This is a genomic window from Sulfitobacter sp. 1A13679 (assembly GCF_043557115.1).
GTDB lineage: Bacteria > Pseudomonadota > Alphaproteobacteria > Rhodobacterales > Rhodobacteraceae > Sulfitobacter > Sulfitobacter faviae.
Genome location: NZ_JBIFFO010000016.1, coordinates 50116 through 75363 on the forward strand (window position 1 = coordinate 50116; position 25248 = coordinate 75363).

General features: G+C 63.7%; 22 protein-coding genes. 11 read left to right on the forward strand and 11 right to left on the reverse strand.

Annotated elements, in window-relative coordinates:
* Positions 1–83 precede the first annotated feature (83 nt).
* The 8 genes from ACGYLA_RS13370 to ACGYLA_RS13405 all read left to right on the forward strand — a co-directional run bounded on the left by ACGYLA_RS13370 (position 84) and on the right by ACGYLA_RS13405 (position 10715).
* Positions 84–1007 carry a D-alanine--D-alanine ligase gene (locus tag ACGYLA_RS13370; protein ID WP_394433089.1) on the forward strand — a complete coding sequence of 308 codons (924 nt, stop codon included), beginning with the start codon at positions 84–86 and terminating at the stop codon, positions 1005–1007.
* Entirely contained in the window at positions 995–1876 is an 882-nt protein-coding gene (locus ACGYLA_RS13375) for a cell division protein FtsQ/DivIB (protein ID WP_322327986.1), read from the forward strand. Before ACGYLA_RS13370 ends, ACGYLA_RS13375 begins: the two co-directional genes overlap by 13 nt.
* Before the next feature lie 30 nt (positions 1877–1906).
* Positions 1907–3241 carry a cell division protein FtsA gene (gene ftsA, locus ACGYLA_RS13380; RefSeq protein WP_067263257.1) on the forward strand — a complete coding sequence of 445 codons (1335 nt, stop codon included), beginning with the start codon at positions 1907–1909 and terminating at the stop codon, positions 3239–3241.
* Positions 3242–3414: 173 nt separating this feature from the next.
* Positions 3415–5025, forward strand: a complete 1611-nt coding sequence (ftsZ, locus tag ACGYLA_RS13385) for a cell division protein FtsZ (RefSeq protein ID WP_394433091.1) — start codon at positions 3415–3417, stop codon at positions 5023–5025.
* Positions 5026–5232: 207 nt separating this feature from the next.
* Positions 5233–6156 carry a UDP-3-O-acyl-N-acetylglucosamine deacetylase gene (gene lpxC / locus ACGYLA_RS13390; protein ID WP_394433093.1) on the forward strand — a complete coding sequence of 308 codons (924 nt, stop codon included), beginning with the start codon at positions 5233–5235 and terminating at the stop codon, positions 6154–6156.
* Between the two features lie 241 nt (positions 6157–6397).
* Positions 6398–7264, forward strand: coding sequence for an outer membrane protein assembly factor BamD (locus ACGYLA_RS13395; RefSeq protein WP_067263264.1), 867 nt, complete (start codon positions 6398–6400; stop codon positions 7262–7264).
* Between the two features lie 32 nt (positions 7265–7296).
* On the forward strand, positions 7297–8967 hold the full coding sequence (gene recN / locus ACGYLA_RS13400) for a DNA repair protein RecN (RefSeq protein ID WP_394433095.1): 1671 nt from the start codon (positions 7297–7299) through the stop codon (positions 8965–8967).
* Between the two features lie 62 nt (positions 8968–9029).
* Entirely contained in the window at positions 9030–10715 is a 1686-nt protein-coding gene (locus ACGYLA_RS13405) for a chloride channel protein (RefSeq protein ID WP_394433097.1), read from the forward strand.
* Positions 10716–10722: 7 nt separating this feature from the next.
* On the opposite strand, the gene ACGYLA_RS13410 is transcribed toward ACGYLA_RS13405, so the two are convergent.
* From ACGYLA_RS13410 to ACGYLA_RS13430, 5 genes are all read right to left on the reverse strand, one after another.
* Complete coding sequence (locus ACGYLA_RS13410; protein WP_394412123.1) at positions 10723–11067, reverse strand: DUF427 domain-containing protein; 345 nt, start codon at positions 11065–11067, stop codon at positions 10723–10725.
* A 30-nt stretch (positions 11068–11097) separates the two neighbouring features.
* Positions 11098–12888, reverse strand: coding sequence for an aminopeptidase P family protein (locus ACGYLA_RS13415; protein WP_394433099.1), 1791 nt, complete (start codon positions 12886–12888; stop codon positions 11098–11100).
* A gap of 42 nt (positions 12889–12930) precedes the next feature.
* Complete coding sequence (gene cobT, locus ACGYLA_RS13420; protein WP_394433101.1) at positions 12931–14808, reverse strand: cobaltochelatase subunit CobT; 1878 nt, start codon at positions 14806–14808, stop codon at positions 12931–12933.
* A 105-nt stretch (positions 14809–14913) separates the two neighbouring features.
* Positions 14914–15900, reverse strand: a complete 987-nt coding sequence (gene cobS / locus ACGYLA_RS13425; RefSeq protein ID WP_067263280.1) for a cobaltochelatase subunit CobS — start codon at positions 15898–15900, stop codon at positions 14914–14916.
* Between the two features lie 131 nt (positions 15901–16031).
* On the reverse strand, positions 16032–16658 hold the full coding sequence (locus tag ACGYLA_RS13430) for a DnaJ domain-containing protein (protein WP_394410221.1): 627 nt from the start codon (positions 16656–16658) through the stop codon (positions 16032–16034).
* 77 nt (positions 16659–16735) lie between these two features.
* Between ACGYLA_RS13430 and ACGYLA_RS13435 the strand changes: the two genes are divergently transcribed.
* Entirely contained in the window at positions 16736–16993 is a 258-nt protein-coding gene (locus ACGYLA_RS13435; protein ID WP_394433104.1) for a BolA family protein, read from the forward strand.
* 9 nt (positions 16994–17002) lie between these two features.
* On the opposite strand, the gene ACGYLA_RS13440 is transcribed toward ACGYLA_RS13435, so the two are convergent.
* From ACGYLA_RS13440 to ACGYLA_RS13455, 4 genes are all read right to left on the reverse strand, one after another.
* Positions 17003–17491, reverse strand: a complete 489-nt coding sequence (locus ACGYLA_RS13440; RefSeq protein WP_394433106.1) for a DUF4177 domain-containing protein — start codon at positions 17489–17491, stop codon at positions 17003–17005.
* Positions 17492–17536: 45 nt separating this feature from the next.
* Positions 17537–18022 (reverse strand): thioesterase family protein, encoded by a 486-nt coding sequence (locus tag ACGYLA_RS13445; RefSeq protein ID WP_394433108.1) that lies wholly within the window; start codon positions 18020–18022, stop codon positions 17537–17539.
* The gene (gatB, locus tag ACGYLA_RS13450; protein WP_168612013.1) at positions 18019–19533 is read right to left on the reverse strand and encodes an Asp-tRNA(Asn)/Glu-tRNA(Gln) amidotransferase subunit GatB; all 1515 of its coding nucleotides are present in this window, start codon (positions 19531–19533) and stop codon (positions 18019–18021) included. Before gatB ends, ACGYLA_RS13445 begins: the two co-directional genes overlap by 4 nt.
* Before the next feature lie 71 nt (positions 19534–19604).
* A complete protein-coding gene (locus tag ACGYLA_RS13455) occupies positions 19605–20879 on the reverse strand; it encodes a hypothetical protein (protein ID WP_394433110.1) in 1275 nt (424 codons plus the stop codon).
* Positions 20880–21131: 252 nt separating this feature from the next.
* Between ACGYLA_RS13455 and ACGYLA_RS13460 the strand changes: the two genes are divergently transcribed.
* Complete coding sequence (locus ACGYLA_RS13460) at positions 21132–21872, forward strand: lytic transglycosylase (RefSeq protein WP_394433112.1); 741 nt, start codon at positions 21132–21134, stop codon at positions 21870–21872.
* Position 21873: 1 nt separating this feature from the next.
* Here the strand turns inward: ACGYLA_RS13460 and ACGYLA_RS13465 are convergent, their stop codons facing one another.
* Positions 21874–22305 carry a hypothetical protein gene (locus tag ACGYLA_RS13465; protein WP_394433114.1) on the reverse strand — a complete coding sequence of 144 codons (432 nt, stop codon included), beginning with the start codon at positions 22303–22305 and terminating at the stop codon, positions 21874–21876.
* 22 nt (positions 22306–22327) lie between these two features.
* Positions 22328–24886, reverse strand: a complete 2559-nt coding sequence (pepN, locus tag ACGYLA_RS13470) for an aminopeptidase N (RefSeq protein WP_394433116.1) — start codon at positions 24884–24886, stop codon at positions 22328–22330.
* A gap of 103 nt (positions 24887–24989) precedes the next feature.
* On the opposite strand from pepN, the gene ACGYLA_RS13475 reads away from it, so the two are divergent.
* Positions 24990–25214, forward strand: coding sequence for a hypothetical protein (locus tag ACGYLA_RS13475; RefSeq protein ID WP_168612016.1), 225 nt, complete (start codon positions 24990–24992; stop codon positions 25212–25214).
* The last annotated feature ends 34 nt before the right edge of the window (positions 25215–25248 follow it).

The following is a 25248-nucleotide window of genomic DNA, read 5'->3' on the forward strand; positions in this document are numbered from 1 at the left end:
CGCGGCGCAGCAGCTAAGCCACGGCAGAAGCAAAGAAAACAACGATAGGGGCCGCAAACGGTCCGAGGCGAAGAGGCACTTTGGTGGGTAAGTCGAGCGGACAGACCCCGACAGTGGCGGTATTGATGGGTGGCCCCTCGGCCGAGCGTGAGGTGTCCCTGTCCAGTGGGCGTGCATGCGCCGCTGCCTTGCGGGAACATGGCGGATATAACGTGATCGAGGTCGAAGCCGACCGCGATCTTCCAGCCGTTCTGATCAATCTCAACCCCTATGCCGTTCTGAATTGCCTGCATGGCCGTTGGGGCGAAGATGGCTGTTTGCAGGGGCTGCTGGAATGGCTCAAGCTGCCCTACACCCATTCCGGCGTGCTGGCCTCGGCGCTTGCGATGGACAAACAGCGCTCCAAGGATGTGTTCCGCCACGCGGGGCTGCCTGTGTTGGAAAGCGTCATCGCGCCCAAGGCCGATGTGATGGCCGCCCATGTCATGGCGCCGCCCTATGTGGTGAAGCCCAATAACGAAGGCTCTTCGGTTGGGGTGTACCTCGTGGCCGAGGAAAACAACGGCCCGCCGCAACTGTCCGAAGACATGCCCGCCGAGGTGATGGTCGAGACTTTCGCGCCGGGGCGTGAGCTGACCACCACCGTGATGGGCGACCGGGCGTTGGCGGTGACGGATATCATCACCACCGGCTGGTATGACTATGACGCGAAATACAAGCCCGGCGGCTCGCGCCATGTGGTGCCCGCCGATCTGCCGCAAGAGATCACCGATCTGTGTTTCGATTATGCCCGCCGCGCCCATGCGGCGCTTGGCTGCAAGGGCATCAGCCGCACCGATTTTCGCTGGGACGAGGCGCGCGGCCCCGAGGGGCTGATCCTGTTGGAGACCAACACCCAGCCCGGCATGACTGCCACTTCGCTCTCACCCGAGCAGGCCGCCGCCTGCGGCATTTCATTCCCTGAGCTATGCGCCTGGATGGTGGAGGACGCTACATGCGATCGCTGATCCGCCGCCGCCCGGAAACGGTCAAGGCCGACCCCGCCCCATCGCGGTGGTCATGGCGCATGCAGCGCCTGATGCTGACGCCGGGTTTCCGCTTTGCCCTGCGCGTGGGGCTGCCCTTCACGCTGAGCCTGCTGGCAGGCACGATCTATATGGCGGACGAGGAGCGGCGCGGCACCGTGGTGCAGGCCATCGCCGACGTGCGCGCCAGCATCGAAGAGCGGCCCGAGTTCATGGTCAAACTCATGGCCATCGACGGGGCGAGCGACATGCTCTCGACCGAAATCCGCACCGCGCTGCCGCTGGAATTCCCGCTGTCCTCCTTCGATCTCGATCTGCCGCAGATCCGCGAGAAGATCACCGACATCGACGGGGTAAAACAGGCCAATGTGCGCATCCGCCCCGGCGGCGTGCTGCAAATCGACGTAACGCCGCGCGTGCCTGTGGCCGTCTGGCGCAGTGAAACGGGGCTGGCTTTGGTGGACAATACCGGTGCCCATGTGGCACGGATCGAGGCGCGTCGCGATCATGCCGACCTGCCGCTGATCGCCGGGGCAGGGGCTGACAAAGCGGTGCCGGAGGCGCTCAGGCTGATCGGGGCCGCGAATGTCTTGGGCGACCGGCTGCGCGGTTTGGTCCGCGTTGGTCAGCGCCGCTGGGACGTGGTGCTGGACCGCGATCAAACGATCATGTTGCCCGAAGAAAACGCGCTGCAAGCGCTGGAACGGGTGATCGCGCTGGAAGGCGCACAAGAGGTTCTTACGCGGGACGTGGCGCGTGTGGACATGCGGTTGGCGGCAAGACCAACCCTTAGAATGAACGAAGATGCCACCCGCGAATGGTGGCACATCAGGCAGCTTTCCGGCCAGTAAGATGGCCATTGGAATCGGGACAGTAACGAAATGATGGACCTATACGACAGTCAGCGTTCGATGCGGCACATGCGCAAATTGGCGATCCAACGCGGGGTGGTTGCCATTTTGGATGTGGGCAGCTCCAAGATCGCCTGTCTGGTGCTGCGCTTTGACGGAGCGGGGCTTGATAGCGACAGCGGCGACATCGGGTCCTTGGCCGGGCAGTCGGGGTTCCGGGTCATCGGGGCGGCGACCACCCGCTCGCGCGGGGTCCGCTTTGGTGAGATTTGCGCCATGGGCGAGACCGAGCGCGCGATCCGCACTGCGCTTCAGGCCGCACAGAAAATGGCTGGTATCCGCGTCGATCACGTCATCGCCTGTTTCTCGGGCGGGGAGCCGCGCAGCTATGGGCTCGACGCCTCGGTCGAGTTGGAGGGGCAATCGGTCTCGGAGCAAGACGTGGCGCGGGTGCTGGCGGGCTGCGACGTGCCGGAATATGGCGAGGGCCGCGAGGTGCTGCACGCCCAGCCGGTGAACTTCGCGCTGGATCACCGCTCCGGTCTGGCCGACCCGCGCGGCCAGTTGGGCAACAGCCTCTCGGTGGACATGCATATGTTGACCGTCGACGCCGATACGGTGCAGCATCTGGCCCATTGCATCAAACGCTGTGATCTGGAACTGGCCGGGATCGCCTCATCCTCCTACGCCTCGGGCATCTCGGCGCTGGTCGAAGATGAGCAGGAGCTAGGTGCCGCCTGTATCGACTTTGGCGGTGGCACCACGGGCCTGTCGATCTTTATCAAGAAACATATGATCTATGCCGATACGGTGCGGATGGGCGGGGATCACGTCACTTCCGACATCTCCATGGGCCTGCAAGTGCCGATGGCCAATGCCGAGCGGATCAAGACCTTCTACGGCGGGGTGCATGCCACCGGCATGGACGACCGCGACATGATCGAGATCGGCGGCGAGACCGGTGATTACGAACACGACCGTCGCACCGCCAGCCGGGCGGAGTTGATCGGCATCATGCGCCCGCGTGTCGAAGAGATCCTCGAAGAGGTCCGCGTTCGGCTGGATGCCGCCGGTTTCGACCACTTGCCAAGCCAACAGATTGTGCTTACCGGGGCGGGCAGTCAAATACCGGGCCTTGACGGGTTGGCCAGCAAGATCCTTGGCCAACAGGTCCGTCTGGGGCGTCCGCTGCGCGTGCATGGGCTGCCGCAGGCCGCGACCGGGCCGGGCTTCGCCTCTGCCGTGGGGCTGGCGCTTTTCGCGGCGCATCCGCAGGACGAATGGTGGGATTTCGACATTCCCGCCGATCGCTACCCGTCCCGCTCGCTCAAACGCGCGGTGAAATGGTTTAGAGACAACTGGTGACCCCAATATCGGGTGAGAAGCCCGAGATAAGGCGGAAACTGGCAAGTTTCTGCCCATATTTAGCGTCAAAACGATGTTTTTTAGGTGACGATGCGGCCCTAGCCCGGTAGGGTCGGGTAAATTTGGTCGAAAAACTCCCGCAGAACGCGGATAACTGGACAGGCGGACAGCACATGACACTCAACCTTTCAATGCCAGGACATGATGATCTGAAACCCCGTATCACCGTCTTCGGTGTTGGCGGGGCAGGCGGCAACGCGGTCAACAACATGATCGAAAAGCAACTTGACGGTGTTGATTTCGTCGTGGCCAACACCGACGCACAGGCGCTTCAGCAAGCACAGGCCGAGAACCGCGTGCAACTGGGCATTAAAGTGACCGAAGGTCTGGGCGCGGGCGCGCGTGCCTCTGTCGGTGCTGCCGCTGCCGAAGAGAGCATTGAGCAGATCGTCGACCACCTTGCTGGCGCGCATATGTGCTTCATCACCGCTGGCATGGGCGGCGGCACCGGCACCGGGGCGGCTCCGATCATCGCGCAGGCCGCGCGTGAACTGGGCGTGCTGACCGTCGGCGTCGTGACCAAGCCCTTCCAATTCGAAGGCGCCAAGCGCATGCGTCAAGCCGAAGACGGCGTTGAGACGCTGCAAAAGGTCGTCGACACGCTGATCATCATTCCAAACCAGAACCTCTTCCGTCTGGCGAACGAAAAGACCACCTTCACCGAAGCCTTCTCGCTTGCCGATGACGTGCTGTACCAAGGTGTGAAGGGCGTGACCGACCTGATGGTCCGTCCGGGTCTCATCAACCTCGACTTCGCCGATGTCCGCGCCGTGATGGACGAGATGGGCAAGGCGATGATGGGAACAGGCGAGGCCGAGGGCGAAGATCGCGCCATCCAAGCCGCCGAGAAAGCCATCGCCAACCCGCTGCTGGACGAAATCAGCCTGCGCGGTGCCAAGGGCGTGCTCATCAACATCACCGGCGGTCAGGACCTTACCCTGTTCGAACTCGACGAAGCGGCCAACCGCATTCGCGAGGAAGTGGACCCCGAAGCGAACATCATCGTCGGCTCCACGCTGGACGAAAGCCTTGGTGGCCTGATGCGCGTCAGCGTTGTCGCCACCGGCATCGACGCCACAGATGTGAACACCGAAATCCCGGTCCCGCGCCGCTCCATGAGCCAGCCTTTGCGTCAGAACGTATCGGTTGACGATGTGGCGCAGGTGTCCGCTGCACAGGCGCCGGTCGCTGCCTCTGTGGCCGCCGAAGCGCCGCAGGAAGTTGAACAGGCTGCCCTGTTCCAAGACCTCCAGCCGACACAGCGTGAGCAGGACCAGTATGAGGACGAGAACGTTGTCGAAGATGACGACGGTCTGCCCGCACCGGCCTACCAACCTGAGGTCGCCGCATTCGAGCCGCGTCAGGAAGAGAATATCGAAGCTGAGCCCGAAGCCTTCGTCGCACCGCGTGCGCCGACCCCCGGCACACCGTCCCCCGAAGCGCTGGCCCGTCTGCGCGCCGCCGCTCAGAAGGCCGCGCCCGAGCAGCACCGTCAGGCCCAGCAGCAGCAGGGTGAGCAGGGCGATAAGGGCCGTTTCGGCATCAACTCCCTGATCAACCGGATGACCGGCCACGGCGAAGGCGAGGCGCAAGCCCGCCCCGCGCGTCAGCAGCCGCCGGTGCAAACCCGTGCCTCTGCTGCCGCGCCGCAGCCGCAGGAAAACAACGATCCCGATCAAGAACGCATCGAAATCCCCGCGTTCCTGCGCCGTCAGGCCAACTGAACTGATCACGATAGATGACGAAAGGGCTGCTTTAGGGCGGCCCTTTTTCTTTTTAGAACAACGCCTTGCCTCCGGGTAAGCGCAGCCGCGCTCAAATGTTGCAGTGATGTTTCAGACCGTTGCAAAGATTGAGTTGAGCAAAACGAACCCGCCCCTTAATCCAGAGTTCAACACACAAGAAGATGTTCGAAGCTTGAGGATGACCCGGTGCAGACAACGATCAAATCAGCGGTAAGTTTTACTGGCACAGGCCTGCACTCCGGTCTGCCTGCGACGGTGACACTGCGCCCGGCGTCGGCCCATCACGGCATCTGGTTCTCGCGCAGCGATGTGGCGGTCGGTGACCGTCTGATCCCCGCCCGCTGGGACGCGGTGAACCGCTCGCCGCTCTGCACCAAGCTGGAAAACCCCACCGGCCTGTCGATCTCGACCGTCGAGCATCTGATGGCCGCCGTGGCGGGCTGCGGCATCCACAACCTTTTGATTGAGATCGACGGCCCCGAAGTGCCGATCCTCGATGGTTCCTCCGTGCCTTTCGTGCGCGGCATCATGCAGCGCGGTCTGCGCCAGCTTGCAGCCCCCGTGATGGCCTTCGAAGTGCTGAAAACCGTTACCGTGCAGGATGGCGACGCGGTCGCGACGATCTCGCCCGCCGATACGCTGCGCATCGACTTTGAAATCGACTTTGCCGATGCCGCCATCGGCCAGCAGCGCAAGTCGCTGGTGATGAACAATGGCTCTTTCGCGCGCGAACTCTGCGACAGCCGCACCTTCTGCCGTCAGGCGGATGTCGAGGCCATGCAGGCCAATGGTCTGGCGCTTGGTGGCGAAGCGGGTGAGAACGCGGTGGTTTTTGACGGCGATGCCGTCGTCAGCCCCGGCGGCCTGCGCCACGCGGATGAGCCTGTGCGGCACAAGATGCTCGATGCGCTCGGCGATCTGGCGCTGGCTGGGGCACCGCTTTTGGGCCATTACGACGGCAAACGCGCGGGCCATTCGCTGACCAACACGCTGCTGCGCGCGCTCTTTGCCACGCCGGACGCCGTGCGTCTGGTGGCCTGCGATGCGGCGCAAACGGCGCGGCTGCCCGGCTCCGGCCTGATCTGGGACGAAATCCCGCAGGTCGCCTGATCACGGGACAGGGGAGGAGCACCGCAAAGCGCAGGGCGCTTAGGCGGCGAAGTGCCATTGAACGCCCTGCCAATGCCTTGTATTCACTAAGCCGAAGTGACAAGCCTGACCCAGCGATGCGCCACCGCGCAGCCGCCTGCGGACGGGGGCGGAATGGGCGTTTTGCAACGCAGTTTATTGTGCTAGTCACATGCGCAAGAGGGTCAAAGACCATGGGTTGGACGATGCAAGGGGTGCGGGCATGACGGTAGCGGGATCGCGCAAGCGGACGATCAGTGCGGTGCTTCTGGTCGCGACATTGGCAGCCTGCGGCGGTGGTGACGGACGCTCTGACGGGAACTTCTTCAACCCGCAGGAAATCCCGCTTGAAACCTATTCGGCTGAGCAGATTTTCGAGCGCGGCGAATATGAGCTGACCAACAACAACCCCGGCGAAGCGGCATTCTATTTCGCCGAAATCGAGCGTCTCTATCCATATTCCGAATGGGCCAAACGCGCCCTGATCATGCAGGCTTTCGCCTATCACAAGGATCAGGACTATCCCAACAGCCGCTCCGCCGCGCAGCGCTTCATCGATTTCTATCCCGCCGATGACGACGCCGCCTATGCGCAGTACCTCTTGGCGCTGAGCTATTACGATCAGATCGACGAAGTGGGCCGCGACCAAGGGCTGACCTTCCAAGCGCTGCAATCCCTGCGCGCCGTGATCGAAGGCTACCCGGACAGCGAATATGCCCGCTCCGCGATCCTGAAATTCGACCTCGCCTTCGACCATCTGGCGGGCAAGGAGATGGAGATCGGCCGCTACTATCTGCGCCGCGATCACTATACCGCCGCGATCAATCGCTTCCGCGTCGTGGTCGAGGATTTCCAGACCACGACCCACACCGCCGAAGCGCTGCACCGTCTTGTCGAAGCCTATCTTTCGCTCGGCCTGAACCATGAGGCGCAGACGGCGGGGGCCATCCTTGGCCACAACTACCGGGGCTCCGAGTGGTATGAGGACAGCTACAAACTGCTGACCGGGCGCGGCCTTGAGCCTGCCTTCTACAAAGACAATTGGCTGGGTGCAGCCTATCGCCAGACCATCAAGGGCGAGTGGCTTTAAGGGGGGTGGGATCGCCCACCCGACGGTTCTAGATGCTGCGCGGACTTGATATTTCAGACATGCTGATCATCGACCGGCTGGAGCTTGGCTTCCAGCCGGGGCTGAACGTGCTGACCGGTGAGACGGGCGCGGGCAAGTCGATCCTATTGGATTCGCTCGGCTTCGTTCTGGGCTGGCGCGGGCGTGCCGATCTGGTGCGCCAAGGGGCAGAACAGGGTGAGGTGAGCGCGTGGTTCGATCTGCCGCCGGGCCACCCGGCCCATGCGGTGCTGGAAGAGGCGGGATTGCCTGCCGGAGACGAATTGATCCTGCGGCGCATTAACACTTCCGACGGGCGTAAGACCGCTTGGGTCAACGACCGCCGCTGTTCGGGTGAGGTGCTGCGCCGCCTGTCCGAAACATTGGTGGAACTGCACGGCCAACATGACGATCGCGGCCTGCTGAACCCACGCGGCCACCGTGCCATCCTCGACGACTACGCCGGAAATGCCGCTGCGATTGCCAAGGTTCGCGAGGCGTGGAGCGCGCTCGGGGCCGCCCGCAGAGCCGCTGCCGCCGCCGCTGCCGAACGCGAAGCCATCGCCGCCGAGGAAGAATTTCTGCGTCACGCGGTGGCCGAGTTGGACAAGCTCGACCCCGAAGCGGGAGAGGAGGCCACCCTCGACACCCGCCGCCGCCAGATGCAGGGGGCCGAGAAAATCCGCCGCGATGTGGTCAACGCTTACGAATTGATGGGTCAAGGCGGCGCAGAGACCGCCATGGGCGACGCGCTGCGCTGGCTCGATGGGGTGGCCGACAAGGCCGAAGGCGCGCTGGAGGGCCCGCTCGCCGCGCTCAACCGGGCCATGGTAGAACTGGACGAGGCGATGTCGGGCGTGGCCGATGCGATCGACGGCATGTCGTTCGACCCCTATGAGTTGGAAGCCTGCGAAGAGCGGCTCTTTGCGATCCGCGGCCTTGCACGCAAACATGACGTGCAGCCCGATGAACTGGCCGGTTTCGCCGACACGCTGCGTGCCAAGCTCGATGCGCTCGATGCGGGCGAAGCGGCGCAGGAGGGGCTGGAGAAAGCCGTCCGCGACGCGCAGGCGCTTTATGACGAACGTGCCACCGCGCTGACCGACAAGCGCCGCAAGGCCGCGGCCAAGCTCGACAAATCCGTGGCGGCAGAGCTTGCCCCGCTCAAGATGGAACGCGCAGTGTTCCAGACGCAATTGACCGAAGAACCCGCAGGCCCCGAGGGGCGCGATGCGGTCTCTTTCACCGTCGCCACAAACCCCGGCGCGCCTGCCGGGCCCTTGGGCAAGATCGCCTCGGGCGGGGAGTTGAGCCGGTTCCTCTTGGCGCTGAAGGTTTGCCTGACCCAGACCCAATCCGGTCTCACCCTGATCTTTGACGAGATCGACCGCGGGGTAGGGGGCGCGACCGCCGACGCCGTGGGCCGCCGCCTGAAGGCGCTGGCCGCCGAGGGGCAGGTCTTGGTCGTCACCCATTCGCCGCAGGTCGCAGCCCTTGGCGCGCATCACTGGCGTGTGGCGAAATCGGTGTCCAAAGGCATGACCACCTCGACCGTCACACCCCTCGCCCCCGAAGAGCGGGTGGACGAAGTTGCACGGATGCTCGCGGGCGATACCATCACCGATGCGGCCCGCGCGGCGGCTGAGGTGCTGCTGAACGGGCAACAGGGCGCGACGACGTCATAAATGACGGTTTTACCTAAGGTCAGCTTGCCCTAGACAGAAAGGGTACAACTGGTCCAAGTCACATGCCCCCGCAAGATAACGCATTCTTTTCCCAACAACTTCAGCAGGCGCTAGGCGGCTGCAAGCAGGGCTGGACGGTGCTGCGCACCCGCGGACCGGGGAAGGTGACATTCTGGTTTATCGCGCTGCTGGTGGGCATCGCCGCGGGCTTTGCCGCCCTGTTCTTTCGCAAAGGGATCAACTGGTTGCAGGCCACGCTTTACGGCACGGACGATGTGCAATTCCTGCACAGCTTCCTTGCCGGGCTGCCGTGGTATTGGGTGGTGCTGATCCCAACCCTGGGCGGGTTGCTTGTGGGGTTGATCCTGCACCGTTTCACCCGCGACGGGCGCGCGCGCAGCGTGGGCGATGTGATCCTCGGCGCCGCCATGCACGACGGCCGGGTCGAGACCCGTGCCGGGGTGGCCTCGGCCCTGGCCTCGCTCATCACCCTGTCCACAGGCGGCTCCTCGGGCCGCGAAGGGCCGGTGGTGCATCTCGCCGCCGTGATCTCGACCAAGGTCAGCCGCTTCATCAAGGCCGATGGGATCACCGGGAGGGATCTCTTGGGCTGCGCCGTGGCGGCGGCGGTCTCTGCCAGCTTCAACGCCCCCATCGCTGGCGCGCTCTTCGCGCTCGAAGTCGTGCTGCGCCACTTTGCAGTCCACGCCTTCGCCCCCATCGTCATCGCCTCCGCCGCGGGCACGGTCATCAACCGGCTGGAGTTCGGCGGGCTCACGGAATTCGTCCTGCCCGGCCTTGGCGACGTGCAATTCTACGTCGAACTGCCCGCCTTCCTGCTTTTGGGGCTGACCTGCGGTCTGGTGTCGGTCGTGCTGATGCGCGCGATCTTCTGGGCCGAGGATTTCGGCAACTACCTGCAAGCGCGCACCGGTCTTGCCCGCTGGCTGCGCCCGGCGGTGGCGGGGGCGATCCTTGGGGTCATCGCGCTCTGGTTTCCCCATATCATCGGCGTGGGCTATGAGACGACCTCGCGCGCGCTGGTCGGCGAACTGGTGCTGCATGAGGCGATCATCTTTGCCGTGCTCAAGGTCGCCGCCGTGGCGATCACGCTAGGCGGACGCATGGGTGGCGGGGTGTTCTCGCCCTCGCTGATGCTCGGCGCCTTGACCGGGCTTGGCTTCGGGATCATCGCCACCGGTGTCTTCCCCGAGATCTCCGGCTCCTCCTCGCTCTATGCTCTGGCGGGGATGGGCGCGGTAGCCGCCGCCGTACTGGGGGCGCCGATTTCCACGACGCTCATCGTTTTCGAGATGACGGGCGACTGGCAGACCGGTCTGGCGGTTATGGTCGCCGTCAGCATGTCGACCGCGCTGGCCTCCCGTCTGGTCGACCGGTCCTTCTTCCTCACCCAGATGGAGAGGCGCGGCATTCATCTGGCCGCCGGTCCGCAGGCCTATCTGCTCTCGATGTTCATGGTGGGCCGTATCATGCGCCGCCCGGATGATGAAGACGCGGCGGCGGAAGACGCCTGTTGGGATTTGATCGACAAGGGCACCTATATCGACGGCAGCGCCACGCTAGAGGCCGCTTTGCCGCTGTTCGACCAGACCCATTCCAATTTCATACCGGTGGTCACCCTCAGCGCGGATGCGCCGCCCGAACTGCTGGGCGCGCTGTTCCATGTCGATGCGCTGAAAGCCTATAACCGCGCCCTCGCCGCCACGGCGGCAGAGGAGCATTCCTGAGCCGCGCTCAGATCCGTTCGATGGCGATCTCTTCCATCGGGTTGAAAGCCAAATAGCCCTTAATCTCGGACACATCGGCTTTCGGATTTTCATAAGACCAGACGGCGTCTTGCAAGGTCCGGCTCTTGGTCACCACCGAGAAATAGGTCGCATCGCCCTTATGCGGGCAATGGCTGGTCTTATCGGTGCCATCAAGGAAAGCCATGGCGATGTCGCCACGCGGGAAATAGATCACCGGCGGATAGTCCCCCTCGCGCAGTTCCAGCGCGCCCGTGGACTCGCCCAATACGGCTCCGCCAGCGCGAACAACCCATGTGCCCTCAGCCGGAGTAATCTTGATATGGTCGGCCATGCCGTACCCCCCTTTACTTAAATCGGACGCTCACAGGGGCGCCGTTGCCGCATCCAACCACAGTTTTGTAACAGGTGATACCCGCGGCCCGATCTTTTCCGCCACGTCGCGGTGATAGGCGTTTAGCCAGTCCCGCGCCTCAGGGCTGAGCGCCGCCACATCAATCAAACGCCGATCAATCGGCACCAGCGTCAGCGTGCGCCAATCAAGCATCTTGCGATGCGCATCACCGCCGGGCAGGGCGGGGGCCTCTTGCACCACCAACAGGTTCTCGATCCGAATGCCAAAGGCCCCCTCGCGGTAATAGCCCGGCTCATTGCTAAGGATCATACCCGGTTGCAACGGCACATGGCTCATCCGGCTCAGCCGCTGCGGCCCCTCATGGACCGAGAGATAGGCGCCCACCCCATGGCCCAAACCGTGATCGAAATCCTGCCCCGCCATCCAAAGCGGCAAACGGCCCAGCAGCTCGATATCTCGCCCCGCAAGCCCACGCGGCCAGCGCAGACGGCTCATGGCGATCATCCCTGAAAGCACCCGCGTGAAGGCCGCGCGCGCCTCTTGATCGGGGCTGCCGATGGCGATGGTGCGGGTAATATCGGTGGTGCCGTCCAGATATTGACCGCCGCTGTCGAGCACCAAAAGATGCCCCTCCTGCAAAACGGTATCGGTCTCTTCATTCACCCGGTAATGGATGATCGCCCCATTCGCCCCGGTGCCCGAGATCGTCTCGAAACTGATGTCGCGCAGCGCAGGGTCCCGGCGGCGCAGGCCTTCCAACTGCTCCACCACCTGCGTCTCGGTGACCGTGCCGTGCGCCTGCGCATCCAGCCAGGCGAGCAGCTCGACCATCGCGGCACCATCGCGCAAATGCGCCTCAGCCGCCCCGGCAATCTCGGCGTCATTCTTGCAGGCTTTGGGTAAAGCACAGGGGTCTTCACCGGCCTGCGCCCGATCCCCCAGCAAATCCGCGAACAACAGCGGGGCCGACTGCCGATCAAGCCGCACCGGCCCCTCGAGCGCGCGCAGGTAATCGGGCAGCCCCTCAGGATCCCGCTGCACCACCGCTGGCCCCAGATGCTCTTCCACATCTACCAGTTTCTCAGCGGCCATGAACAGATCGACCCGCGCATCGTCATGCAACACGGCAAAACCATGCGCCACCGGGTTGCGCGGAATGTCTTGCCCGCGAATGTTCAGCAACCAGTTGTGGCTGTCGGGCAGGGTGATCAATGCCGCCTTCTGCCCCGCCGCGCGCAAATCCGCGGTCAAACGCCGGCGCTTGGCCTCATGGCTTTCCCCTGCAAAACGCTCAGGATGCGCCGCCACCTGGCCCATCGGGGCATCGGGTTGGTCTTCCCAAATACGGTCGACCATATTCGAGACGCACCGCATCTCGATGCCAGACCCCGCCAAGGCCTCGAACAAAAGATCCATCTGCGCGGGCGTATGCAACATCGGATCGAAACCAACCACACCGCCCTCGGGCAATTGATCCTTCAACCAATCGGCCAAAGACACCTCGGGCCAAGGCACCGGGGTAAAGACATCCGCCACCTGCGCTTTGACCTGCGTCCGATAGCGCCCGTCGATGAAAACCCCCGCCACATCGCGCAGCGCCGCACAGAACCCGGCAGAGCCGGTGAACCCCGTCAGCCAAGCCAGCCGATCATCCCGCGGGGCAACATACTCACCCTGATGCGCATCGGCGCGGGGCACGAGAAACCCTTCCAAGCCCGCCGCCTGCAACTCCGCCCGCAGCGCCGCCAAACGCGGGGGACCCTGTTCCGGACGCGCGGTGACCTCGAAACTCTGGAACACGCGGCCCCTCCTTCATCCTTTTTCAAATACCGATCCGACGGTTCAGCCCACGCGGCGCATGCCCATGACACGCGCCCGTTTCCGCGGATCGCTGTCAAAGAGCGCTGCAAGCTGTTCTGTCATCGCCCCGGCAAGCTGATCCACATCCGTGATCGTGACGGCGCGGTCGTAATAACGCGTGACATCATGGCCAATCCCGATCGCCAAAAGCTCGACCGCGCGGCGTTTTTCGACCATGGCGATCACGTCGCGCAGGTGTTTTTCCAGATAGTTGGCTGGGTTTACCGACAGGGTGCTGTCATCCACCGGCGCGCCGTCGGAAATTACCATGAGGATCTTGCGCGCCTCATGCCGCGCCAGCATCCGCCGGTGCGCCCATTCCAGCGCCTCACCGTCAATGTTCTCTTTCAGCAGACCCTCTTTCATCATCAGACCCAAGTGGTCGCGCGTCCGGCGCCACGGGGCGTCGGCGCTTTTGTAGATGATGTGGCGCAGATCGTTCAGCCGACCGGGCTGCGCGGGGCGGCCATCGTTAAGCCACGCCTCGCGCGCCTGTCCGCCCTTCCAGGCGCGGGTGGTAAAGCCGAGGATCTCGACCTTGACGTTGCAGCGCTCCAGCGTGCGGGCGAGCACGTCGGCGCAGATCGCAGCGATGGAAATCGGGCGGCCTCGCATCGAGCCGGAGTTGTCCAAGAGCAGCGTCACCACGGTGTCACGGAACTCGGTGTCCTTTTCGATTTTGAAGCTAAGCGGCGTCGTGGGGTTGGCCACCACCCGCGCCAGACGGCCCGCGTCCAACGTGCCCTCTTCAAGGTCGAATTCCCACGAGCGGTTTTGCTGCGCTTGCAAGCGGCGTTGCAACTTATTCGCCAGACGGCCCACAGCGCCTTTCAGCGGCTCTAGCTGCTGATCCAAATAAGCGCGCAGGCGTTCCAATTCGATTGGCTCGGCCAGTTCCTCGGCCCCGATCACCTCGTCATGCTCGCCCTGATAGACACGGTATTCCGGGTCGGCGTCCGAGACGGGCGGCGGCGGCGGCGGGTCCATGGGCGCGTCGCCCTCGGGCATCTCCGCCTCGTCGCCCAGCTCCTGATCGGCCTCGTCATCCATCGAGACCTGCGCCTGACTTTCGTCGTGCTGCTGCTCTTGGCTGTTCTCGGGGGTGCCTTCGGCCTCTTCCTCGTCCTGATCGTCTTGGCCGGTGCTGTCGGGATCCTGCTCCTCTTCGGTGCCCTCTTCGGCCTGATCCTCTTGATCCTCGTCTTGGCTGTCGGGATCGTCGCCCAACTGATCGCCATAGCCGAGGTCCGAGATCATCTTGCGGGCCAGCCGCGCGAAATCCGCCTGATCGGCAAGGCTGCCGTCGATCCCTTCGAGCGTGCCGCCCGCCTGATCTTCGATAAAGCCGCGCCAGAGTTCCATGGCGTTCTCGGCCCCTGCGGGCAGATCCCGCCCGGTGGCCAGATGCCGCACCATATAGCCCGCCGCGACCGAGAGCGGCACGTCGCTGGCCTGTTTGGCCTGATCGTAGCCGCGGCGCAGGGCTTCATGCTTGATCTTGACGTCGATGTTGCCGGCGGTGCCGGGCATGTCGCGCGCGCCCATCGCCTCACAGCGCGCGGTCTCCATCGCCTCGTAAAGCTCGCGCGCCACGTCGCCTTGGGGCGCATAGCGGGCGTGGGTCGCGGCATCGTGGTAGCGGCGGTTCAGCGCCAGCGCATCGGCGGTGCCGCGCGCCAGCAGCACCTCTTCGCGGGTCATCCGGCGGCTCACTTGTGGCAGCCGCATCGCGTCGCCCGAAAGCCCCGAAGGATCGACCGAGTAGCTGACCGTCAGTTCGGCGTCATCGGCCATGACCTTGGTCGCCTCGGCCAGCGCCTTTTTGAACGCGTCAGCGGGGTTGTCGCTTTGTTTACTCATGCCGGTCCCCTTGTCTGTCAGGCAGGCGCGCGTCTGGGAAGGGCAGGGCGCCTTCGCGTGCCGAAACGCGTCCTGCAGGGCGGCGGGCGAACCCGCCGGGGCGGCTTAGCCCAAGCTCAGGCTGGCCGCGCTTTCAGGCAGTTCCTCGTCGAACAAACGCTGATAGAACTCGGCCACGGTCTGGCGCTCAAGTTCGTCGCATTTGTTGAGGAAAGACAGCCGGAAAGCATAGCCCACATTGCGGAAGATCTCGGCGTTCTGCGCCCAAGCGATCACGGTGCGCGGGCTCATCACGGTCGACAGCTCGCCATTCATGAAGGCGGTGCGGGTGAGGTCGGCCACGGTGACCATCTGCTTGAGGGTCTTGCGGCCCTTCTCGGTGTTGTAATGCGGATTCTTGGCCAGCACGATCGCGGTCTCGGCGTCGATGCTGAGGTAGTTCAGCGTGGCGACAAGGCTCCAACGGTCCATCTGCGCTTGGTTGATCTGCTGGGTGCCGTGGTAAAGGCCGGTGGTATCGCCCAAGCCCACGGTGTTGGCCGTGGCGAAGAGGCGGAAATAGGGGTGCGGGGTGATGATCTCGTTCTGATCCATCAGGGTTAGCTTACCGTCATGCTCAAGCACGCGCTGGATCACGAACATCACATCTGCGCGGCCCGCGTCGTATTCGTCAAAGACAATCGCGGTCGGGTTGCGCAGGGCCCAAGGCAGGATGCCCTCGTGGAATTCGGTGACCTGTTTGCCGTCGCGCAGCTTGATCGCGTCTTTGCCGATGAGGTCGATCCGGCTGATGTGGCTGTCGAGGTTGACGCGCACGGTGGGCCAGTTCAGCAGGGCGGCGACCTGTTCGATATGGGTCGATTTGCCCGTGCCGTGATAGCCTTGAATCATGACGCGGCGGTTGTGGCTAAAGCCTGCAAGGATCGCCAGCGTGGTGTCGGGATCGAACTTATAGGTGCTGTCGATGTCCGGCACGCGGCTGGTGCGCTGCGGGAAGCCCTTGACGACCATATCGGTGTCGATGCCAAAGACATCGCGCACCGAGACCTCTTCGGTGGGTTTCATGTCATGTTCCAGTGCACCGTCGGCCATCGCTCGTCATCCTTTTCCTTAGGCGCGCGGTCGGGGCCGCGCGCGTATCTGGTGCAACATATCGTGCATATCCGCAAGGGGAAGGGGGCAACTGGCATTATCCGCAACCGGCCGCTGGTCCGGTCGCGGGATCAGTCCTTGAAGTTGCGGCTGCCCTTGATCTGGTCCCATGCCCAGACGACCAGTTGCAACTGCTCTTCCTGACTGCGGTCGCCGCCGTTCATATCGGGGTGTAGCACCTTGATCAGCGCTTTGTAGGCTTTGCGGACCTCGGGTTTTGTCCAAGTGTCTTTGGCCTCGAGAATCTCGATCGCGCGGCGTTCGGTGGGCGGCAGGCGGCGGCCCGCTTGCTGGCCCTTGCCGGGGTTCTGGGTCGCGTTCTTGCCCAAGACCTGATGCGGGTCTTCGATGCCAAGACGGGCCCATGCGCGCTGCTCGGGGTCGCCCAATGGTTTGGTGGTGCGCTCCCAGACCTTGTCCTTGGACATCTGCGCGTTCAATTCGGCCTCGGTGGTGCCGTCAAAGAAGCTCCACTTCGCGTTATATTCGCGCACGTGTTTCTGGCAGAACCAGAAGTAGTCATCCAGCACATCGGGCGCTTTGGGCGCGCGGAACTTGCCCGGCTCGTCGCAGCCTTCGTGGTCGCAAATCCGGGTCGAGGTTTCCGACGCACCGGACATGCCGCGGCGGCCGCGGGGGTTTTTCTTTTTGGAGGACGACACGGACATGTCGAATCCGAAGGGATCAGGTTTTGGCATGTGGATAGACCTTTCCGACTCAGGCCGGTCACCATATACCCTGCGTCGCAGGATTGAAGGGGGCCGGGGGTAAAAACATGTCCACAACACAAGAGATTTCGGATCGGCTGGAAGCCGCTTTTGCGCCGCGTGAACTGGAAGTGGTGGATGACAGCGAAAGCCATCGCGGTCATGCCGGATTTCAGGAGGGGGGCGAAAGCCACTTTAACGTGCGCATCCGGTCAGAGCGTTTCAAGGGCCAGAACCGGCTGGCGCGGCACCGGGCGGTGCACAGCGCGTTGGGGGCGGACCTGATGGGGCGCATTCACGCGCTGGCGCTTGACCTGGACGAATAAGCGCCGCGTTCAGGGCTTTGTTTTATCGTCGTCTTCGTCGCTGCCTTGCGGCGAAGCTTCATCCGCCGAGGGGCCGGACAGAAACGCAGGCGGCGTCGCCGCTTTGGCGGGGTCCTCTTTCGCAGGCGCGCCATCCTCGGGCGTGATGGAGGCGGGCGCATCGGCCTGAAGCGCGGTATCTTCGCCTTCGATCGTAGCGGCCAAGGCGGGCGTTGCGGCAGCAGTGGCGGGCGGCAGCAGATCGCCATCCTCCTGCTGGCCCGCTGCGGTCGCCAAGCGGCGGAACACCAGCACATTGCGCCATTCCGTGGTGGTCGAGGTCAGGCCCGACCGCTCTTGCGAAGGCAATGTCTCGGCCCGCTGGTATTCCCAGCCCTCGGCGGCCTGTTCGTTCAGGCATTCTTCCAAGGTTTTGGCGAAACGCGCTTCGGGGGCTTTCAGACCTTTGGCTTTCTGCCCTTTGCTGGGGGCGGGAAGGATCTTGTATTCGTAGCGCATAGGGGCCTCGGCTGGGTTGGCGACATGAGCCGCGTCAGGTGAGTTTCAGGCGGATTTGCGGCGGATGCCGATGCTGCGACCGGCCTGCGCCGGTTTGGGCAGTTTGGCATGGCTGCGGCGCATCGCGTCAAGACGGGTCAGGATATGGTCCGGCATGGGGGCCACACGCGGGCCGGACTGGTCCACATGCAGCGTCAGCCCCTCGGCGGTGGCGGCAAGCCAGCCGTCAACGTGCCACAGTTCCTGAAAGCTGTGAAACCGCTTCTCATCATGGTCGAGCAATTGGAAGGTGGTATAGACGCGGTCACCCTCATGCAGTTCGCGCAGGTAGCAGACGTGGAATTCAGCCACATAGGTGGTGCAACCCGTGCGTTGATACTCCGGCCCCAGACCGATTTCGCCATAGGCTTGGTCAACGCCCTGATCGAACAGGACGTTGTAATAGGCCATGTTCAGATGGCCGTTAAAATCGATCCATTCGGGGAGAACCGTCATCTCGCCCGAACGGAAGGGGGCCGGGGTGTCGCTCATTGCTGGGCGAGCTTGCGCGACACGATTTCGTTGACGGCCTTGGGGTTGGCCTTGCCGCCCGTGGCTTTCATCACTTGACCGACGAACCAGCCCGCCAGCTTCGGGTTCTGCTGGGCCTTTTCGACCTGCGCGGGGTTGGCGGCGATGATCTCGTCCACCGCGGTTTCGATCGCGCCCGTGTCGGTCACCTGCTTAAGGCCCTCGGTCTCCACGATCTCTTCCGGCTCGCGTCCGGTTGTATAGGCGATTTCAAAGACTTCCTTGGCGATCTTGCCGGAAATCGCATCCGAGGCGATCAGATCAACGATGCTGCCCAATTGCGCCGGGGTAACCGGGCTTTCGGTGATGCCCTTATCGTCTTTCTTGAGGCGGCCGAACAACTCGTTGATGACCCAGTTCGCGGCCATCTTGCCATCGCGGCCTTTCGCCACGGCCTCGAAATAGCCCGCGCTGTCGAGATCGGCGGTCAGCACAGAGGCGTCATAGTCCGACAGGCCGAAGTCATTGATGAAACGGGATTTCTTTTCGTCCGGCAGTTCGGGCAGATTGGCTTTGATGTCGTCCACCCATGCCTGTTCGATCTCCAGCGGCAGCAGATCGGGGTCGGGGAAATAGCGGTAGTCATGCGCTTCTTCCTTGGAGCGCATCGAGCGTGTCTCCTGCTTGTCGGGGTCGAAGAGGCGGGTTTCCTGCACGACCTCGCCACCGGCCTCGACAATCGCGATCTGGCGTTTGGCTTCGACTTCGATGGCTTGCTGGATGAAGCGCATGGAGTTCATGTTCTTGATCTCGCAGCGGGTGCCCAGATGCGAGAAATCCTGCGTTTCCTGATATTTCTCGTATTGGCCCACACGGCAGACCGAGACGTTGACGTCCGCGCGCATCGCGCCCGACTGCATGTCGCCGTTACACGTGCCCAAGTAGCGCATGATCTGGCGCAGCTTGGCGAGATAGGCGGCGGCTTCCTCGGGCCCGCGAATGTCGGGGCGGGAGACGATCTCCATCAGGCAGACGCCGGTGCGGTTCAGATCGACGAAGGACATGTTCGGGTCCATGTCATGGATCGACTTGCCCGCGTCCTGCTCCATGTGGATGCGCTCGATCCGCACCAAGCGCGCAGTGCCGTCGCCCAGTTCCACCAGCACTTCGCCTTCGCCGACGATCGGCTCATAGAGCTGGCTGATCTGATAGCCTTGCGGCAGGTCGGGGTAGAAGTAGTTCTTGCGGTCAAAGGCGGACTTGAGGTTGATCTCGGCCTTCAGGCCAAGCCCCGTGCGAACGGCCTGTTCGACGCAATATTCGTTGATCACCGGCAGCATGCCGGGCATGGCGGCATCGACGAAGGCGACATTGCTGTTGGGCTCGGCGCCGAATTTGGTGGACGCGCCAGAGAAGAGCTTGGCGTTCGACGCGACCTGCGCGTGGACCTCCATCCCGATGACCAGTTCCCAGTCATGTTTGGCACCGGCAATCACGCGCGGTTTCGGGGTGTCGTAACTCAGATCAAGCATCGCGGCCGCCTTCGGTCAATTGGAACTTGGCCGGTCATACTGGAGCGCACCACGCGCTTCAAGAGGCAGGCTTAGCCCGGCACAGCAATCTGGCGGCGGCCTTCGGTGAAAATAACCCGTTTGCCCGCTTCGATCTCGCGTTGAAACAGGCCGGTGATGATGCGCATGGCCTCGTCCCGGCCTGAGGCGGCGAAACGCCGGGCGGAGCGGACGCGCAGGTTGTTGTCAAAGCCGCGCGCGGCATGGGCCCAGAGCATCGGGTGCAGTTCCGTCATGTGGTCGCGCACGATCCAACGCGCGCAATCGGCGATCTCGGCCCGGACGGCCCCGGCGGCATCCGCTGTCTCTGCCGCCTGACCGATGGCGCTGGCGCAATAGGCGGCCAGCAGGTTGGCGGTATGCGGATCGGGGCGGCGGGCGAGGATGTCGTGCAGCCCTTCGATGAAAAACGGCACATCTAGGTTGGCACAGGCCTGCGCATCGCAGCTGATCGCGTCGAATTGCACCCAAGTGTAGCCGCCCGCGCCCCATGTCTCTTGGGTCCGCGCGGCGGTGCGGCGGGCCTCGAGTTCCAACTGGTCATATGAGCCATGCCACCGCGGCAGAAGGTGGTTGCCCATGGCCCGCATGGGGCGCGGGTTTGCGGGGTTCAGGTCGATGAGCCGGGCGTAGCGGTCTGCCACGGCGCGGGCGTCACCGCCGGTTCCCCCAAGCAGGGCACAGTGCGTCGCCGCGAGCAGGGGCGAGGCGGCTGTGTCCTTGTCGAATGGCGCGAGAATTTGCTCGGCGCGTTCAAAATGCGCGGCGAAGGCCGCATGGTTGCGGGCGGGCACGTCGCTGTCCCATCCCGTGCCGCGCCAGGCCCAGCCGATGTCCATATGCGCCTGCGCCACGATGGCGGCGATCATGGCGCTCCCGGCGTGGTCGGCCAGCACATGTTCCAGCGCTTCGATCCCGGCCATCAGGGGCGCGTCACTGGTCGGTTTTCCGTCGTAAAGCGCATGTTCCGCGGCGAGAATCACATCCGCCCGTGCGCCAAAGGCCATCAGCTCGGCCACCGGCATCGCACCCGGTGTCATCTCGCGGTTCTCGTCGGCCTCCTGCAAAAGCTCTGCCATCTCCTCCCAACGTTCTTGGCGCACCAGCCATTGCGCGCGGTACTGGTGACGGTCGCGCTGCATCTCTTCGGCGGTGGGGTCGGGGCAGGAAATGCGCAGCAGCGCGTCGCGCGGCGCACGGCGGCGCAGGAGCGGCATTTCCAGCGGCTCGAACTCGGGCGCTTGCGGTGCGGGCTTGGCAAAGAACCCTTGCAAGGCGGACGGGATCATATGCGAGAGTTTCTTCATCTGGGGCCGGTCCTGCCTGCTGTTTGTCGATGATTTAGGTTTGACCGGGCAATGGGGCGGAACCGTGTCCGGCGTGCGGAGCTTTCGGGAAAATTCTGCAGCGCGGTTGGGCAGGCGAAGGCGATCCTTCGCGACAATCCGGCGGCGCGGCGGGCGCTGTTTCCCGATCAGAGGAAATCTGCCGATCCCGCGCCGCTGCCGCGCTTGCCAAGCGCGTTTTGGGGCGGTCTTATGCGCGTCATGAAACCTGCCATGATCGCCCTCTTGCTCTGCGCCAGCCCCACCATGATTTGGGCCGAATTGCCCAAACAGCCCGCCCCGGTGGTGGAAGTGGATAATGTGGTGCAGACCGCCGCCACGTCTTTGTCCTTCCCCGATGAGGTCGAGGCAGAGGACGAACCGCCCGCGCTTGAGACCGCGCCCTTTTCCACAACGCTCCGCCCGCCCGCGCGTCCGGGCAATCTGCCGCGCACGCGCTGGCAGCATATGCGGGGGCATTCGCTTTGGACCCGCGCCGCGATCTCGGCGCTGAAATCCCACGGCAAACCCTTGGTGGATATGGTGCCCGCCGATGTGGCGGAATGGTGCCCGGCCTATCCGACGGCGTCGGACAATCAGCGTCGCGCTTTTTGGGTGGGCTTCATGTCGACGCTGGCAAAACATGAAAGCACCTATCGGTCATGGGCCGTGGGTGGGGGCGGGCGCTGGTACGGGCTGCTCCAAATTCTGCCGGGCACCGCGCGGGGGTATAAATGCAATGTCGGCAGCGGTGACGCGCTCAAGAACGGCGCCGCGAACCTCAGCTGTGCCGTGCGCATCATGGCAACGACCGTGCCGCGCGACGGGGTGATCGCCGGAAACGGGCGGCGCGGCGTCGGGGCCGATTGGGGGCCGATGCGCAGCGCGTCCAAACGGGCGGATATGTCCCGCTGGCTGCGGCGGCAGTCCTATTGCAAACCGTTGAACGCGACCCGGCCCCGCAGCCGCCCGTAGATTACTGGATCAGCGTGAAGTGATGCCGTTCCGTCGTGATGCCGCGCTCCTGAAGCGCGGCTTCCAATGCGCGGTGCGGCGGGGTGGCCTCGAAGGGCAGTTTGATCTTGCGCCCGGTGCGGAGAATGACCGTGGCGCGCACGGACATATCAAGGCGTGTATCGAGCCGAACCCGGTCGACCTGCGCCAGCGCGATTTTTGCATCTCGTTTGCCGGTGAACCACGACAGGCTGTGCTGGTCGAGCGTCAGGCCGCTCGCTGGATTGCTGAAGACCTCCCATAGCGCGGGCAGGGTAAAAAGCCCCAGCAGCCCGATGATCCAGCCCGAGGCGTCGAGCCAGAGCCACGCCGCCGCGAGGGCTAGCCAGATCACGAGCAACAGCAACAGGGCCGTTCGGCTGCGGGCATGGCGGCGGTAGATATAGGCCGCCATGCCCTCTGTCTGAATAGGCGTGTCAGGCACCGCGAATGCGGCTGAGCATCTCGGAGGTGTCCCGGCTGAGATCGGGGCTGGCGAGGATGCGGTCGAGTTGGGTCTCGATCATCTCTTGCCGCGCCATGTCATAGCGCCGCCATGTCTGGAAGGCCGAGCACATCCGCGCCGTTGTCTGCGGGTTCACCGGGTCAAGCTTGATTAGCCAGTCGGCCAGCAGGGCGTAGCCCTTGCCGCTCTCATGGTGGAACCCTGCGTGATGCATGGCAAGGCTGCCAAAGACCGCGCGGAAGCGGTTGGGGTTCTTCCAATTGAAATCGGCGTGTTCGGTAAGCTTTTGCGCGACCTCTGCGGCCTTGTCCGGCGCGGCTTGCGAGACTTGCAGCCCGAACCATTTGTCCATCACCAACCGGTCATCGCGCCACTGCTCTTCGAACTCTGCCAGCGCCTTGTCGCCATGGCCCGCGCGCAGCAAGGCGGCGAGGGCGCTGAGCTGTTGGGTCATATTGTCGGCATCGTCGAACTGCGCTTGCGCGCGCGCTGGTCCCTCAACGCGGGTCAGCAGGGCAAGTGCTGCATTGGTCAAGGCGCGTTTGCCCGATTGCGCCGCATTGGGCAGATAGGGGGCGTCGACCCTGTGGCGGTCATAAAGATCGCCCAGCAGCGCGGCAAAACGCTCGGCCATGGCATCGCGGGTGGCCTCCACCGCCTGATGGATCGCCGCCGGATCCGGCGTTTTGCCTGCGTCATGCAGGGTGCTGGCCAGATCAGCGTGGCTGGGCAGCCCCAGCATCAACGCGCGGTAGGCAGGCTCCAGCGTCTCATCCTCCAACACGGCCCGCAGGGCTTCGAGCCATGCGTCATCCGGCGCGCTGCCTTCGGTGATCACGGCCAGCAATGATTGCCGCGCCAAGGTGCGCCCGGCCTCCCACCGGTTGAAGGGATCGCTGTCATGGGCGAGCAGCAGCAGCCGCTCTTCTTTCGAGAGGTCTTGCTCCAGCACCACCGGGGCGGAGAAGCCGCGCAGCACCGAGGCCACGGGGCGCGCATCCAACCCGTCGAAGGTAAAGCTCTGTTCGGCCTCGGTCATCTCCAACACGCGAGAGGGGGCCACTTCGGCTCCATCCGCGCCGATCAGCCCCACGGTGATCGGCAGAACCTGCGGTTTCGGCTCAGGCGTGGCGGTGCTGGGCGGGGTGTGCTGGGTGAAGGTCAGCGTGAAGATGCCTTTGCCCGCATCCCAAGCCTCCACCACCGAAAGGCGCGGCGTGCCCGCCTGCGAATACCAGCGTTTGAACTGGGTCAGATCCCGGCCCGTGGTGTCTTCGAAGACCTTCAGCCAATCTTCGATCGTCGCCGCATCGCCGTCGTGACGCTCAAAATAGAGGTCCAGCGCCTTGCCATAGGCGTCATCGCCCACCAAGGTCTTGAGCATGCCGATCACCTCGGCGCCCTTCTCATAGACGGTGGCGGTGTAGAAGTTGTTGATCTCTTGAAAGCTTTCGGGCCGCACCGGATGGGCCAACGGGCCTTGATCCTCGGCGAACTGACGTGCGCGCAGGTCGATCACATCACCGATGCGTTTCACCGCCGGAGAGCGCATGTCCGAGGTGAACTGCGCGTCACGGTAGACGGTCAGCCCTTCCTTGAGACAGAGTTGAAACCAATCGCGACAGGTGATGCGGTTGCCGGTCCAATTGTGGAAATACTCATGAGCGATGATCGCTTCGATCCGCTCGAAATTATCATCCGTCGAGGTTTCGGGGGAGGCGAGAACGGCGGCGGAGTTGAAGATGTTCAGCCCCTTGTTCTCCATCGCGCCCATGTTGAAATCATCCACCGCGACGATGTTGAAGATGTCGAGATCGTATTCACGACCGTAAACCTCTTCGTCCCACTTCATCGACGCCTTCAGCGCCTCCATTCCGAAGGCGCATTTGCCCTCGTCGCCGGGGCGCACATAGAGGTTCAGATCGACCTCGCGGCCCGACATGGTGGTGAAACGGTCGGAATGGGCGACCAGATCGCCCGCCACCAGCGCGAAAAGATAGGCAGGCTTGGGCCATGGGTCATGCCACTCGGCATGGTTCTGCCCCTGCGCAACTGGATTGCCGTTGGACAACAGAACGGGATGCGGACCGTTGATGGTCACGGTGAAGACGCTCATCACATCGGGGCGGTCGGGGTAATAGGTGATCTTGCGAAAGCCTTCGGCCTCGCATTGAGTGCAATACATGCCGCCCGACATGTAAAGCCCTTCGAGGGCGGTGTTGCCCTTGGGGTCAATCTCAACCTCGGCCTCCCAGATGAAGGGGCCGTCGGGCACATCGCAGGTCAGACCGCGTTCCGTCACCTTCGGGGTGACCGGCTTGCCGTCAATCTGCGCGGAGATAAGCTTGAGTTGCTCGCCATGCAGGAAAAAGTCAGCCTCCTGCGCCGCCGGGTCGGGGCGAAAGGCGATGCGGCTTTTGACCCGCGTCTTATGGGGATCGAGGTCAAAGGTCAGGGCCACCTCATCCACCAGAAAGCCGAAGGGCTGGTAGTCACTGAGATAGATCGTTTGGGGGGTGGCGTCGCGCATTGGGCCTCCAGTCGCGGGAACGTAATTGGTCTGGGAAATGTTATGTCTCCAGAAGGCGGCCTGCAAGCCGAGCTGCCCCAACTTCGAGCAATGAGGTGTATCCATGTCCGCCCCCGACACCGATACCGAAACGCAGAAGAAACGTCACCGTCCCGCTTTGATCGGTATCAAAACCGCGATCATCGCAGGGGCGCTCTTGATGATTGCCGGGATCGTCTACGCGGTGTTGCAGGCCACCGACCCCTCGCCGGAAGGTGAGGTTCAGCCCGTCGATGGCCCGGCGGACGCCGAGCCGGTGATCGCCACCCCGGAGCCGGTTGCCGACTAGCGCCTGCCTGCCCGCGCTTGCGCCGCTTTGCCTT